This window comes from Leptospira sp. GIMC2001, from assembly GCF_028462125.1.
Taxonomy (GTDB): Bacteria; Spirochaetota; Leptospiria; order Leptospirales; family Leptospiraceae.
On sequence record NZ_CP115468.1, the window covers coordinates 1,195,001 to 1,210,000 of the forward strand.

Below are 15,000 nucleotides of genomic sequence, written 5' to 3' on the forward strand. Positions count from 1 at the left end.
GGCGGAGCAGTTTCTGGATTGATTTCAGAAGCCTCTGTTACCTTAACTAACAATAATGAATCGGTGACTATTGAATCAGATGGAAATTTTACTTTTCCTACGAGATTAAATACTGGCGAAGCCTATAATATTTCGTTATCAACGAATTCTGTCAGTATTTCGTGTAGTCTATCTAATGAACAAGGAATAGTTCAAAATAGGGATATTGATAATATCAGTGTTACCTGTGGATTCGGAGCTGATTATTATGAGGTTGCAGTGAATGTCTCAGGGATCAGTGGCTCATTAACGGTTCTAAATAATTCGACAGATTCGTTGAATATTTCATCTACTGGACTCGCAAAGTTTTCGACTCGTATTCTAACCGGATCGAATTATGCGGTTTCGATTTCTTCTCAACCTGCGGGATCTGTATGTTCTTTTGATGATCCGACGCTTTCGCTAGGTACAATTTCGAGTTCTAATGTCACTATATTTATTACATGTATAACAGGGTATCTTGTCGGGGGAAGTATTGCACCTCAAGCAAGCGTTGATCTTGGAACAAGCTTAATTTCCCAAAATTCCTATCTAAGAACAAGGGTTGGATCTTATCCGGTTAACGCTGGAGGTGGAGGTGCAATTCCCGGAGTGGCTGTTGCTTTTGCTTCACCGACAGCTGCTCGATTTAATGCACCTGCAATGATCGCAACGGATGGAACTTTTATCTATCTTGCAGATTTTTTGAATGGAGTTATTCGAAAGATCGACAAATCGAACGGCAATACTACGATCCTTGCTGGAGGTGGTAGTGGTGGCGGAACAATTTGTCCAGGAACCATAACTACGAATTGTCTTGATGGAATTGGAACTGCAGCTGAGTTTAATGGTATCATAGGTCTTACTACGAATGGAAATAATTTATTTGTTTTGGAATCGTCGGGTCGCAGAATAAGAAAAGTCAATCTTGCGAATTCAGCTGTTTCAACTTTTGCTGGTTCAGGTAACGCAGCAGCCAATGATAATGCTTCAGGTATCCTTGCATCCTTTAATAATCCTTCTTGGATTACAGCATTTGAGGATAATCTTTATATTGTTGATCGTGGCAATTGTACTATACGAGTTGTGAATCCGATTACTACCGCTGTAAGTACAATAGCAGGTGCAGCTACACTTTGCAGTTTTAACGACAACCCGATAGGAACGAATGCAAGATTTGTCTCTCCTTTGGCTGTAGTTGCGCTCGGTACCAATCTATATATAACAGATATTGGAGCCGGAGGTGGACACAAGATACGTCGATTATCGCTTAGCGGAACCAATGCTGTCACAACAATTGCTGGAGATGGAATCCAAGCATCAACAGATGGATTCGGAACTTCGGCTCAATTCAATGATCCTCATGGTCTTGCAACAGATGGAATAAATTTATTTATCTCTGAATGGTCAGGACATAGAATTCGACATTTAAGAATTTCGGATAACAAGGTTACAACGCTTGTAGGCAGTGTATCAGGGTATGATGATAACACTGGGGGCAATGGTCGTTTGAGCTTTCCTGGTTACATATTGTGTGATGGAGCAAATGTTTATATAGTGGATTCCAACAATCATTCCCTGCGTTATCTAGAAGTTTCGCAGATGCTTCGTTATAGATTTGATGGCAATACCAATGATTCTAATGGTTCGAATCATGGAATACCAACAGGAGCTCCCTTAGCTTCATCGGATGAAAATGGAAGTCCGAATGGATCCTATCTATTTGACGGAAGCACAGAATTTATCCAGTCAACAAATAATATTTTATCTAGCAATATAAACAATTTGACTATTTCTGCCTGGGTAAATCCTTCTGGAGGCTCCGGGAGTCAATTTATTTTTTACAATGGATTAGGTGGATCGAATGGTTACGGTGTCTCCTTCGATGGTAGCGATCGGTCATTATATATTTCTTTGGGTGGGATTGCAGCAAGTTCCAACTCAACCATGAAGTTACCATTGAACCAATGGTCTCATGTAGTCCTAACGAGAAATGCATCCAATTGGCAAATTTATATAAACGGTAAACCCGATTCGTTAGTCTTTGCTATGAATCCCAATATACCAGCTAGCAGTTTTAAGGTGGCTGATGCGGGGAATGGATTCTTTTTTAAAGGTAAAATTTCTGATGTAAGATTTTTCAATGGAGCACTGGATAGTGATGCAATTCAAAGGCTTGCAATTCAAGTTCCTTCTGGATTGGTTTCTTTTTTCCCATTGGATGGTAATTCTAAAGATTATGGTAATTTTAATAACGATTTGGTCGTCTCTGGTGCAGTAGTCACATCTGATCGCAACGGACACACGAATGCAGCCTATAGCTTTAACGGCGCATCGTTTATGCAAAAGTTGAATCCAAATGGACTTCCAGTTGGAAATAATGCGAGGAGTATCTGTGCTTGGTTTAAAACATCAAATAGCATAGGTCAATATATTGTTGGTTTTGGAACGATGTCTGCTTCATCAGGCAACGGGCTTGTAATCACCTCGACTGTAACTGGAATGTTTGGCGTAACGGATGATGTTACAATTTTTCATGAAGGTTTCATGAATCAATGGATTCATCTCTGCGGTGTCTACGATTCCACGACAGCATCAATTTACGAAAATGGTGTTCTACGCGAGTCTGTAAATAAAATTTGGACTACGGCAATTTCACCCAATTTAGAAGTAGGTAGACTCATTGACGGAACTGGAAATTTTTTTGGAGTCTTAGATGATATTCGTATCTATAATCGCGTACTTTCTATATCTGAAATGAAAGCAATTGCAGGTTACTATCCAACTCAAGTGAGTAGTTGGAACGAATCGCTTGTGAGCAGCAGCTTGAAGTTTTATCTTATGCCTGAGGCAACATCCTATGGACCAGGATTGTGTAGTGGGGGGATCAATTGTGTTGGAACTTGGGATGATCGCAGTGGTAGTGGGTATCATATTAGCCAAGGAGTTGGGGTAATTCAGCCATTGTACAATGCAATCGGAATCAATGATGTTCCTGCAATCCGCTTCATTGGAACTGGCTTAAATCCATCTTTTATGTCTAGATCATGTGAGCCGATTTTGAACGGAACAACCAATACGATAGTTTCTGTATTTAAAGAAACTACACAATTAGGTAATAATGGAATATTCCAAAATGGAGGACCAACGGATGGAAAATTACTCTACATCCTTAGGACTTTTTCTGGAAATCCTACATTGTTCGATCTAGATTCTAATGGCGCAAAAGTCCAATCGAATTCTCTATTCAATAGCGTAAACGAATCTGTAATTATGACCTTAGATTATGATGGAGCCATAGGAAACCTATTCAAGAATGGAGCGGTTGCAAGTTCTATTGATTCGGGTGGATCAACCTTCAATTGTGCATCTGGAAATTTGGATATCGGTCGATATTTTTTTGGCGGGCTATATCCTGGAGATGGAGGCTATTTTGATGGTGAGCTAGGAGATTTCATCTATTTTGACGAGGTTCTATCCACAAGTGATAGGGAAATAGTTCAATGTTATCTTTCGAATAAATACAATATTCCAGTGAGCCATTCTTGCCCCTAGTTAAATAATAATTTCCGCAAATTCCATTGGTTTTTATCATAGATTCACTCAGAATTGCATTTAGTTTCAATTTTAAAATACACCATTCACCTCTATCCAAATAGAATTTGAAACTTAAATCCTAAAATAGATTTGTTATTTTTGTAGTTGACAAAAAATTAATACGAACGATCGTGCTTTTATTGTGACAAAAGGTGAAGAAACCAAATCCATAATTCTTCGGAAGGCTCTGAATCTTGCTAGCGTTCAAGGTTTGGGTGGAATTACAATCGGAAGTCTTGCTCTTGATTTGAATATGTCGAAGAGTGGACTTTTTGGTAAATTTCAATCTAAAGAGAATCTTCAGATCGACGTTTTGAAAACGGGTTCAGAGCTTTTTCGAAGGAGAGTGATCTATCCAAGCCTGAAAGCAAAGCCAGGAATAGAAAGGCTAAAAGTGGCATTTACATCTTGGTTAGATTGGGAGAATGGATCGGAGCTTCCTGGTGGTTGCATTTTTCTTGCCAGTATTTCTGATCTGGATGATAAACCTGGCTTAGTTCGAGATTATTTGTTGAAGACGCAAAAGGAATGGATACAGATTCTACGCCAATTTCTGAATGAGGCACAGGAACTCAATTCTGCAAAGATCAAGAAAGCAAATGAAGATGCAAATGTAAATACAGACTCACTAGTCCAAGAGATTTGGGGAATGGTATTGAGTTATCATTTCTACAATCGATTTCTAAAAGATAAAAAATCAAAAACACAAACAATGCAGATTTTTACCCAATTTTTAGAAAGATATTTTAAAACTAAGTAGATTGCGATAATGAATTAAAAAGGAAAGAGGAAAAAATGGAAAATCAGTTGGATAATAAAAGCACGAACGTTCGTTTGCAAAATGAAATAATGGTGGCAGAACCGGAAAGCAATGGTGAGGATTTCAATGAGTCAATAGAGGCGAAATTTAGGATTTCAACTGTCAATGATAGATTGTCTTATCAAGCTAAGATAGATTCAACAAGATCTAAAGGTAGAAATTTTGGATTGGTGGGAGCCCATATTTTTTTATCAACCAAGCGAGTCAGACCCTCCCGAAAGGAAATGGATGTGATCAACTCTTCTAATCAGAATTATTTTCTGTTAGATGGTAAAAAGATTAAATTCTATCAATGGGGAAATGAAGGCAAATTAATCTTTCTTGTCCATGGATGGAATGGAAATGTTGGAAACTTCTCACGCTTTGTTCCAGACTTGATTGCTATGGGATATCGTGTAGTCGGAATTGATCTTCCTGGTCATGGCAATTCAGAAGGAAGATATTCGAATGCGGTTCTTGCGAGTCGAGCAGTTTTTGAATTATCTAGAATTGTAGGCAATCCTTACGCATTTATCACTCACTCCTTTGGAGGAGCGGCGGCAACGATCGCGCAAGAGTTGGGATTGCAAGCAGATCGTTTAGTTTATATCTGTCCTCCTCGCGATCTAATGAGTATCACCTTGGGATTTGCAGGATATTGGAAATTAAGTGAAGATGAAATTTTACAAACTAGAGATGCCATCGAATCAAAAGTAGGGCGTAAACTTGCCGATTTGGATCTAATACGAATTGGCAAAATGCTCAATAATAAATTGCTATTAATCCATGATAAGGACGACAGTGAGATTCCATATACATTTGGAGAAAAGGTTTCCCAAGCTTGGTCTCAATCAAAACTTCTCTTAACTTCAGGACTAGGTCATAGGATGATACTTCGAGATGAAGGGATTAAGTTGAAAGTTTTAGATTTTTTGGAAAATGGTTTCGATTAGAATTTAATCAATGTTAAAAAAACAAAAGCCATTCTCTTGGAAAAGGGAATGGCTTAGCGCGATCTTTATTGATCGTGATTTTGGTTTCTATATACTTACGTTCAGTAAGTCATTTTCAGATCTCCAATATCTACAATTCTACGAACTAAGAGATTGTTCTTCTCTTTGTTAGGATCAAATATCAGAATCCCTATTTTGTTGAAGGTCAAAAAGTTCGGTCTGTATTGAGTGTAGTGATGTGTAATAATGGTAGATTGATACTTATTGCTATATAGTGTATAGGTATGGTCTTTTAGTGTTTCATGTCTCCATCCTTTTTTCTCATCCGGAGTCTGACCAGTATAGTTATGAACCAAGATTTTATCTTTGGCTGGACCTTCTTCACCGTATAGAGTGAACGGTAATGCTTTGCCAGGATTCATGGTCAGATATCGCATATACTCATCAAAGTTCGGCTCACCAATCTCAGCATTGTATCCGCGAAGAATTTGTTTATCAACTTCTTCTTGTCTTTTATTGTATGTTTCTTCTCCCCAGATTTCTTTGGAAGGAACATTGGCTGGCATTATATTGGAGAATGTTACTCTTTTTTGAATGGCTTTCGGATTGAAAGGTCTCCATGAAGGATAAGGAACTAATTGTCTCTCATCATCATTTTGTGAATCTCTCTCATGAACTGCAATCACGTAGATTGAATAATTATGCGCTTGCATTACCTTAGATTCCAGTTCAATCTGTACGTCTAAGAATTCACCTTTTCCGGTGTCTGCATGTCTGCGAACAAATGATACTTTTTTTAATTTGATTCTTGGATCAAAATAAGCTAAAGGATAATACGGCTCGTTGTTCACGGAGGCAGTACTATCACCACCAGTTGGTCCGCCTTCTGCCTGTGCCCATATATGGGGATTCAAGGAGAGGGCAAGGATTGCAAATGCTAGAACGGTTGAGAGCTTCTTCATAGGTATAGGTTCCGAATTTGGTCTTACTAATACTATCGTGCAGAAAGGGTTGAAAGATTAGGGAAGTTTTGGAAAAGTCATATCACTTACGTGAGTTTTTTTCATCAACAAGGACAACTTTGGGTTGGTAGTTCTTGGGAAGCTCTGCTTCATCCAATTGTCCATAGGAAATGATGATAACTTTGTCACCCTTCATTCCGAGCCTAGCTGCGGCTCCGTTCAGGCAAATTGTCCCTGAACCTCGTTTCCCTTCTATTAGATAGGTTTCGAATCTTGAGCCATTGTTGACATTAACAACATGGACTTTCTCATATGGCACCATTCCCGCAGCGTCAACGAGATCCATGTCTACAGTAAGACTTCCCTCGTAATTGAGATCAGCCTCGGTAACGGTGGCTCTGTGAATTTTGCCTTTGCAAACTGTGATGATCATTTAGTTTGTACCTAAAAATATTTCACCCTTGGACGACAAGGGGAATTTTATTAATCTATGATTTTCCATAACTTTCATAAACCCGTCACATATTTAGACTATTTACAGTTCCAGGAGAGATCGAGGAAAAAAAAGTTAGAATCCATGCTTTTTTTACAGCATCCCATGACAATCACCTCTGGAGTTTCCTCAAAAGACGTAAACTTGCTCATATCGCCGGATAAGTTGCTTTCAATGGGAGTCGACTTTATCCAGACTACTCGAGGTGGAGATTTTACGGGACATGAAATCGGACAAATTGTAACCTATTTCCATATAAATCTCGCAGATCGGAAGATGGAAGTTGGGAAATTTCTTGCTGAAATGCAAACTAGCTTAATTGAAATTACTAAAAATATTTGGAATATTGAACTGATATCCGATCCACAAAATCCTGGTTTGTATCTAAAATCCAATCCTGAGAAAAAGGCCGCATCTCTTGGCGTCTATTTTAAATCATTTTTTACAAGTTTTGGCTTCGCACTCAATCTAAGTAACTCTGGCAAAATTTTCCAATATATCAATCCTTGCGGAATCAATTCCAATCGTATGGTAAGTCTCGCTGATTGTGGAGCTGATCCAAGTCTTAGAGATTCATTCATTCGAGCTTATGGAGACTATTGGATTCAACATGTTTTGAAAAAATATCCTGCAAAGAATCAGGAAACTCACCGATGGTTCTAGACAGAGGGCAAAGGAATTGTTTCTTTTTCGAACTGTTGTATTTTCTATCCTTGTTTTGGTGGTCTGCGAAGCGGTAGCGTTGTCTGCAGTGACTTGGTCTTTCCTCGAATCTGCGCAATCATCTTTTCAATTTCTAAAAACAGCTTCTGACAATAGGGCACGCGATACAATTGTCTCACTCGCTAAAGCAGCTGAGATCCGGATGAATCCTGCAGGCTTCCAAGAGATTCAAAAAACTTTCGCAAGACTTAAAACAGTAACCAGTGAAGATCCAGATCAATTCAGAGTCTTAGAAGTCGCACTTGTGAATCCAAATTCCATCTTGCTTGCCGACTCAAATGAAGTTCCTCTTCCTGCCTTAAAAAATCGTGAGCCTCATCCGGAATATTCTGGTGATCTTTATACAAGAGCACTAAGAATGCGTAAATGGCAATACCCAGATCCAATCGTGATTGGAGAGGCAACAAATCCGATTGCTGGAAATATTTTATTTCAATATGCAGAACCTTTTATATTGAAATTTTTTCCCAATATAAGAGATGAGAAGGGACTAGTTTCCAGTGCTGTCTACCATGAAACCAAATTGGATGTAGTTGGAGCCGTTCATCTTATCTATACTCGCGGTAATTTTGGTTTATTCATTCAAAAGCAACAAGAAATGTATCTATGGATGATCATGACTTATGGCATTGCAGCTTTTGCATTGAGTGTTGGTGTAATTCTTGTTTATGTTGTGTTCGCAACTTTCAATCGTAAAGATTCTCAAATGACACAAAGATTGGTTGGATCCGAAGAAGCTGAGCCACCTATCATCGAGAGAAAATCTGTATTAGAATTCGATGACAATCATGAAATAGGTTTGAACCATAGCGATCAATCAGTAGGGAATTCGACGCAAACTTCTGTTCGACCTGCAGCGAACATGGGATCAACAATATCAGCGGGAGCTAAGAAAGAAACTGTTGTAAATGAAAAATCTACAGCTTCTTCAATGGAAGACCAACAACCTAACAAAGAATTTACATCCAATCCATCTGAAGAATTGAAGCAACAAACGGAAAAAGAAATTGTGATGTCTCCTCCGATCAAGAGGGATGTAGTGGATGCGATATATCTGGGGGAACATGGAAGTTAGAGCTCTAGAGTCAGAAAGCAGTCTTGTCGTAAACCTAAAAGGAGTTTTGGATACTTCCAATGCTCGAGACTTAGAAAATTATTTCAATACGCGTATTGCAGCTGGATATCAGAAATTCTTATTAGATTGTTCAGCCTTGGAATCCTTGTCTTCAGGTGGAATATCGTTTCTTATTCGTTTAGCGGATCGAATGAAGATGGAGCCTGGTTTAGTTTTCGTACTCACGGCGACCAATAGTGAAGTAACAAGACTATTGCGTTTCTTCGGATTGGAATCTAAGCTCACAGTATATTCCAATTCTGCTGAAGCAAAAATTTATTTATCAAAAGTTCCTAGAATGCGCAATCGGGATTCAAATCCGAAAGCAAATTACGGTCATTCAAATTCCGAGAAAACTCGTGAAGATGGCTTGTCTTATTCATCTGGCAAAGATTTAAAAAATCGAAATGCGAGTTCTCAATACCCAGAAAGAATTCGATTCTATTACAAGGGCCAAATCCCTCGGTATTCCCAACCCAATGAAGAAAGAAAAAATAGACCAAGCAGAATTGCATCTTCAGCAGATAAAAATTCTGAATCAATCGAACCTGTTTCTACATTGGAACCCATTCAAGAAAATTCTGGGATAAATCTAGGTTCAAATTCTGCGCAGTCTGGGTTGGAATCAAAAAATTTCATTAAACAAGAAGATTTAATGGATCGCTTGGAATCCAAAATGGCTGAGTTGAAATCGGCAATTCACGAGTCTGGTGTCGATTTAGAAAAGAAAATTCTCGGACAGATTGAATTCAAATTTAAAAACTCGCCCTCGATTAAAGCATCATCGCATGATAGTCATTTAGATCCAGATACAGATTCGGCATTGGATTTTGATCTAAAAAATTCTACTGAAATATCTAGAGACCAAAAATCCAGCGGGATTGATTCTCACGCTATTCTTCAAAGACGAAAGATGCTTCCAGTCGAAGTGATTTTCTGTGGTTCTTGCAATGCAAGTCTTCGAGTATCCAAGGTTGGAAAATACAAATGTCCATACTGTATGGCTCGATTTCTTTATAGCGGGAAGGGTTCAACATCCTTCACGGAAAAGCTTACGTGAGTTCAGCGAAAAAAAGCTTAGCACTATCATTCTACACATTGTTATCCAGAGTCCTCGGACTCGTCCGTGATCATTTCATGGCTACGAGTTTTGGAACTGGAATGGTAGCTTCAGCTTTTTCTGTTGCATACAGACTTCCTAATATGTTTAGAAATCTTTTGGCAGAAGGGACGCTCTCGCAATCCTTTATGCCAATATTCAGTGATTACGAATCTCGAAGCATAGATGAAGCGAGAATCATGACTGGCTCCGTGTTAAGCTTTTTATTTTTTCTTCTCTCTCTATTTGTGGGGATTTTTTTATTTTTTGCACCTTTAATCTTGCCTATATTAGTTGGTGGAACTAAAGAATATGGAGATTTAGTTGTAGATTTATCTTTTATACTTTTCTTTCTGATTATGACTGCAAGTCTTTCTTCGATCTTTATGGCGATATCAAATTCTCAAGATCGATATTTTATTCCTTCACTTTCACCTATCATTTTGAATTTTAGCTATATAATTGTCTTTATTGTAATTTTTCCGCTTACCGATACGATTATGGAAAAGGTTCGGTATCTAAGTTTCGGAATTGTTATAGGCGGATTGATTCAGCTTGTCGTGCAAGGAGCCTTTGTATATATGCAAGGATTGGGTCCTAGTTTTAATTTGAATTGGTCTCATCCTGCTATCGCAAAAATTTTCAGACTGATGCTTCCTGCTGTTGTAGGAGGAGGATTTTATCAATTGGGACTGTTAGTTGATATTTTTCTTGCCAACTATATCCAAAATCAGAATCCAGGTTTAGGTGCCGTTGTCAGTCTTGATTATTCTCAACGTCTGGTTCAACTTCCTACTGGAATTATTGGTGTTGCTCTTGCCACAACAATCTTACCATCTTTACTGAAAAAAGTCCGCAATCATGAAAGAGACCAAGTCCCAGATGAAATTGGAAATAGCTTTCGATTTGCATTATTTCTCACTGTTCCGGCTAGCATAGGTTTGCTTACAATGGGTACTGTGGTTTTGGATTCGATTTATTTTGGAGGACGTTGGGATCATATAGCTACGGCAACTACTTTGGTTCCATTGGGTTTTTATGCTCTCGCCATTCCTTTCTATAGCATGAATAAGATTTTGATCTCTTCATTCTATGCTTTTCAGGATACAAAAACACCACTCAAAGTTCAAGCGATCTCATTTGGATTGAGTATGGTGGTTGCGATTTCTCTAATGAACGTTCTAAAACACAGTAGCATTGCCCTTGCATCAGCGCTTTCTTCAGCTCTTACATTTTGCGTCCTTATACTTTCTCTTCGAAATCATGATATTATAATTTCTCTAGGAGAGAATCTTAAAAAAGCTCTAAGATTGATACCACCGCTGATTTTACTTGCAATTTGGACTTGTTTTATATCTCTTTATTCTTATTCTTTTCTTTTGGAAGAGTTTACCAGGCACGAACTCAGTCATGCAAATGCTTCCCGGATCATACTTTTGATCGGAATTATTCCAGCAATGGGTTTATACTTTTTCGGAGCTTATCTTACAGGAGTAGAGGAATGGAAAATTCTGTTTGGAAAATTGAGAAGAAAGCGAAACTAATTGCATCGTTGAATCGATTCTTGTTTTTGCTTATATTCTTAAGTGCAAATTGTTCACCAAAAATTGACAAAACTGAAATAGTTAAAATAGGTAAGCGATATCCGGAAGTTCTGTGTGAAAAAATAGAAGCATGCGCGAGGCTCGAACTGGAGACTATGAATTCAGAAGATAGAAAGGAAGCTCTTGCATATCTACCCACCAAAGAAAACTGTCTGGTAGATCAATTGGATGCCAAAGTGTTACCAACAGCTATCAATGATCCAGAGATTGGAAATATAACACAAGAAAGACTAGATGTTGTAAAAAGTTGCATCAAAGGAATCCAAACCGCTGATTGCAACGATTTAGATTCCAGTTATTCCATTCAAGGCTGTGAAGAATTGTATAATATTGGAAATTAATTCTACCGAACGAAAATTAAAATCTCCAAGTGTAATTGATATCAGTTCTATGCTCTCTTGCAAGACCAGTCTGTTCCCAAGTGGAATTCAATTCCCAACCAGATTTTAATGGTTTATGAGTCATGAACTCTTCTTCAACCCAAGTGACACCTGCAAAATAAGAGTGTGCTAATTGAATGAAATATATAAGTCCAACGACTCCAACTGCCGCATTGCTCTGATTCACAGAAGCCTTAAATTTATCTTTTGTTTCGTTAACATAAGTACTAGAGAAAGTATCTTGAATGAAGTAGGCACCGATATCTGGGTTGGCTCCTAGTTGATCTGCTGAAGGTCTAGTTGCTTGGTAGATCAATGTTGCAGTATCATATTCTGATTTGGCATCAAGGGCTTTGCTACGTGCTGTCATGGCAAAAAGTATAGAAGTATAAAATAATCCTGTGTAGATAGTTCCAGCGACTGGACGCTTAGCGTGATACAAACCCCAACTTGGAAGGACTGCTGATCTCCAAACTATAGACCACTTGGATCTTGTTCCTTCGCTTTTTACTCGATCTTTAGCTAAAGCATCTGTTTTTGCTTTTTCTTTATCAAGTTTATCTTGCTCTTCTTGTCTTTTCTTTTCTTCTATAGCAAGTTTCTTGGCTTCTTCCTCTTCTTTTTTCTTGCGAGCAGCTTCTTCCTTAAGTTCTTTTTCGCGAAGCTTTTTTTCTTCAGCAACTCGAATCTGCTTTTCTTCGTTTTCGGATACGTCCTTGTAAACAACTTTCAAAATATTGGTTTTTGCAATATTTTGCGTGCTTCCATCAGCAAGTTTTACAGTTAGTCCATTCTCATTCTGACCTACAACCAATCCCTTTACAGTCTTTCCATTCTTAAGAATTACCGAATGAGCTGCAAATAATTGCACAGGAATAAGGGTTAATAAAAGGATAAATGCGAGTGATGAAATTCTGTTCTTGATCATAAAGATAGTATGCCTATTCGTATTAATTATCACAGTAAATCAAATTATAAATAAATTTCAAGAACGAAAAGTTCATTTTTTGAATATTCTTGTCTCAGGTAATCGAATCATTGTTGGATGCCTCAAAAAAAGTCTATTCCTGGAATTTGGTTATTTATTGGGCAATTCTTTGGAAACTAATTATCGCCTGTCACCGATTGCGTTTTCTCTTACTCGATATATCTAGCTTTGATTTTACGATTATTTGAACATTTTTAGCAAATTTTGTACAATAATCCGTGGTGAATTATTACAGCAAAACTAAAATATGCAATACAATTCCTATAAAAAATATCAAGGAAAGCGAATGGACTATTTTGGATTTCATTCGTAAGAATATGAATTGATTGAGAAAACGAACGAGCCAGAATCCGAGCCCAAAACATATCGTAAAGTAGCCTACCTCAGATTTAGGTAAAACCTTATTGAAATAAAAAAATACCAAACCCATTCCTATAAAATAAAAAATCAATTGTATATTTGCAATCTGTAAGATAGCAGCATTGGCTCTTGATATTTTCCTTAGATCATTTCTCCAATTAAATATTTTCCAAAAGAAACAATGAAAGACTGCGAATCCTATATAGTAAATTCCTAATATATAAAAAAGAAATTCTATCATTTCACGCTCCTTTAAATTTATTCACCTTAATTGATTAAATTTTAATTAATAATTTTTATCACCCGAGAAAAGCGATATATTATTATATTCTTATTTAATAAATAGCTATAAGAACTAAATATTATTTCAGGGATGTTGTCCCTAGATTATGTCTCATTAGCTCTTCAGGAAGGCAACAATTTTTTAATTTGAACTCAATTTTTTGAGCTTTAATTCTCTTTTTGCATTGACCCGCACAAACGAATTTACATACTGGTCATTACTGCGGTATTCACCGTGGCGAACCACTGCGAGAGATCGTGGTGATTGCCTTTCGGAAGTGAAGGGCATAATAAAACAGAATAGCTACAAGCCCTAAACACAAGCGCATTTATGATTTGCAGAGCCCGCTCCAAAAGTGGTTTTGTAAATCGCCCTTGTTGTTTCTGGCGGCGGCAATAGATCGATCTTTTACAACTTATATAGCCAAATCAAGTATCAGTTTTTGACGAGACTGGTACTTAAAAAAAGTAAAGGTTCATTAGAGTTTTAACAATTGACTTTAATGAATATTCGAGTTGCGCACCTGTCGAGACGGTGTGTAACTCTATCCAGCACCATTTTACGGTCGCAAGCGGTATCCCCCCAGCACTGTTTCTGATAGAAACCGATGCTGGACGGGCGTAAACGACCTAAATGGTGGTGGAAAAGCTGAGGACAAGCAGTAATGGGGAAATAAGCCCCCCGCAAAGCTTGTTTTCAATTATCAATGTTGGTAGATGTTGGATAATTGAATCGCAATTAGGTGCAGTTCGCTGCATTTAGTTCGATTCATTCCATTTCCTACCGACCGATCACCTTGGCGGAGAGCAGTGTTACCAGCGCGGTAACTCTACAAGCTGTCTCTCCAACCTCTCTAACTTTTGTAAACCGACGACGAGAGCAATCTTCGAGTCGTATTGAGATTAGGGAGTAACATAAAATTTATTGGTTAACGATATTTTTGCGAAGCGAAAGTTTCAAGGAAATGAGTTAGCGAATTGAGTAATATGGTCAAGTAAGTAAGGGCATACGGCGGATGCCATGGCACAAGAAGGCGATGAAGGACGTGGCTTTCTGCGATAAGCGTTGGGGAGTTGTAAGCAAGCGTTGATCCAGCGATTTCCGAATGGGAAAACCTAACCTAGAGACCCTAGGTTGCGAAAGCGCCATACTCAGGGAATTGAAACATCTTAGTACCTGAAGGAAGAGAAAGAAACCTCGATTCCGTAAGTAGCGGTGAGCGAAAGCGGAACAGCCTAAACCCCTGTCTACGTTACAGCATTGACGCGCTGTAGCAGGGGTGTTGTAGGACTTGCAAGTGTAGGTCAATATGCACTATAGAGTTACAAAGTTAACGGTTAGTTGAACGGTTTTGGAAAAGCCGACCAAAGAGGGTGATAGTCCCGTAAGCGAAAGCCGTTAGCCTCTAGTAAGTATCCTGAGTACCACGGAACACGTGTAATTTTGTGGGAATCTGCGGGGACCACCCCGTAAGGCTAAATACTCTCTTGTGACCGATAGTGGACAAGTACTGTGAAGGAAAGGTGAAAAGAACCGAGGAATCGGAGTGAAATAGAACCTGAAACCGTATGCTTACAAGGTATCAAAGCCCAGCACCATTTTGCGTAGAGGACGTTAAAAGTTCTTC

12 protein-coding genes and 1 rRNA gene (2 of these 13 only partly in view) are annotated in these 15,000 nt (G+C 38.3%); 9 read left to right on the top strand and 4 right to left on the bottom strand.

Translation table 11 applies throughout. From position 1 onward, the window contains the following. The 3 genes from O4O04_RS06825 to O4O04_RS06835 all read left to right on the top strand — a co-directional run. Nucleotides 1–3,573 carry the 3' portion of a LamG-like jellyroll fold domain-containing protein gene (locus tag O4O04_RS06825; RefSeq protein ID WP_272535031.1) on the top strand. The gene continues 135 nt to the left of window position 1, outside the view, so 3,573 of the gene's 3,708 nt are visible here — the last part of the coding sequence; the start codon falls outside the window, past its left edge; it ends in the stop codon at nt 3,571–3,573. A gap of 184 nt (nt 3,574–3,757) precedes the next feature. After that, entirely contained in the window at nt 3,758–4,375 is a 618-nt protein-coding gene (locus O4O04_RS06830) for a TetR/AcrR family transcriptional regulator (protein ID WP_272535032.1), read from the top strand. 35 nt (nt 4,376–4,410) lie between these two features. Further along, a complete protein-coding gene (locus tag O4O04_RS06835) occupies nt 4,411–5,367 on the top strand; it encodes an alpha/beta hydrolase (RefSeq protein ID WP_272535033.1) in 957 nt (318 codons plus the stop codon). 101 nt (nt 5,368–5,468) lie between these two features. Here the strand turns inward: O4O04_RS06835 and O4O04_RS06840 are convergent, their stop codons facing one another. Then, nucleotides 5,469–6,329, bottom strand: coding sequence for a hypothetical protein (locus O4O04_RS06840; protein ID WP_272535034.1), 861 nt, complete (start codon nt 6,327–6,329; stop codon nt 5,469–5,471). Nucleotides 6,330–6,411: 82 nt separating this feature from the next. Next, nucleotides 6,412–6,762, bottom strand: coding sequence for an aspartate 1-decarboxylase (gene panD, locus O4O04_RS06845; protein ID WP_272535035.1), 351 nt, complete (start codon nt 6,760–6,762; stop codon nt 6,412–6,414). A 57-nt stretch (nt 6,763–6,819) separates the two neighbouring features. Here panD and O4O04_RS06850 point away from each other — a divergent pair, with 57 nt between their 5' ends. From O4O04_RS06850 to O4O04_RS06870, 5 genes are read left to right on the top strand one after another with little or no spacing between them, the layout of a single operon-like run. Continuing rightward, complete coding sequence (locus O4O04_RS06850; RefSeq protein ID WP_272535036.1) at nt 6,820–7,485, top strand: lipoyl protein ligase domain-containing protein; 666 nt, start codon at nt 6,820–6,822, stop codon at nt 7,483–7,485. A gap of 16 nt (nt 7,486–7,501) precedes the next feature. Continuing rightward, the gene (locus O4O04_RS06855; protein ID WP_272535037.1) at nt 7,502–8,620 is read left to right on the top strand and encodes a hypothetical protein; all 1,119 of its coding nucleotides are present in this window, start codon (nt 7,502–7,504) and stop codon (nt 8,618–8,620) included. Then, nucleotides 8,589–9,719 carry an STAS domain-containing protein gene (locus O4O04_RS06860; protein WP_272535038.1) on the top strand — a complete coding sequence of 377 codons (1,131 nt, stop codon included), beginning with the start codon at nt 8,589–8,591 and terminating at the stop codon, nt 9,717–9,719. The genes O4O04_RS06855 and O4O04_RS06860 overlap by 32 nt, the downstream gene beginning before the upstream one ends. Next, on the top strand, nt 9,716–11,302 hold the full coding sequence (gene murJ, locus O4O04_RS06865) for a murein biosynthesis integral membrane protein MurJ (protein WP_272535039.1): 1,587 nt from the start codon (nt 9,716–9,718) through the stop codon (nt 11,300–11,302). Before O4O04_RS06860 ends, murJ begins: the two co-directional genes overlap by 4 nt. Continuing rightward, the gene (locus O4O04_RS06870; RefSeq protein WP_272535040.1) at nt 11,260–11,703 is read left to right on the top strand and encodes an LA_2478/LA_2722/LA_4182 family protein; all 444 of its coding nucleotides are present in this window, start codon (nt 11,260–11,262) and stop codon (nt 11,701–11,703) included. Before murJ ends, O4O04_RS06870 begins: the two co-directional genes overlap by 43 nt. A gap of 16 nt (nt 11,704–11,719) precedes the next feature. Here the strand turns inward: O4O04_RS06870 and O4O04_RS06875 are convergent, their stop codons facing one another. Next, entirely contained in the window at nt 11,720–12,670 is a 951-nt protein-coding gene (locus O4O04_RS06875) for an LA_0442/LA_0875 N-terminal domain-containing protein (protein ID WP_272535041.1), read from the bottom strand. 289 nt (nt 12,671–12,959) lie between these two features. Further along, nucleotides 12,960–13,331: a hypothetical protein gene (locus O4O04_RS06880; RefSeq protein WP_272535042.1), complete on the bottom strand. Its 372-nt coding sequence runs from the start codon at nt 13,329–13,331 to the stop codon at nt 12,960–12,962. A 1,030-nt stretch (nt 13,332–14,361) separates the two neighbouring features. Between O4O04_RS06880 and O4O04_RS06885 the strand changes: the two genes are divergently transcribed. Continuing rightward, nucleotides 14,362–15,000 (top strand): 23S ribosomal RNA (locus O4O04_RS06885) (it continues 2,358 nt past the right edge of the window).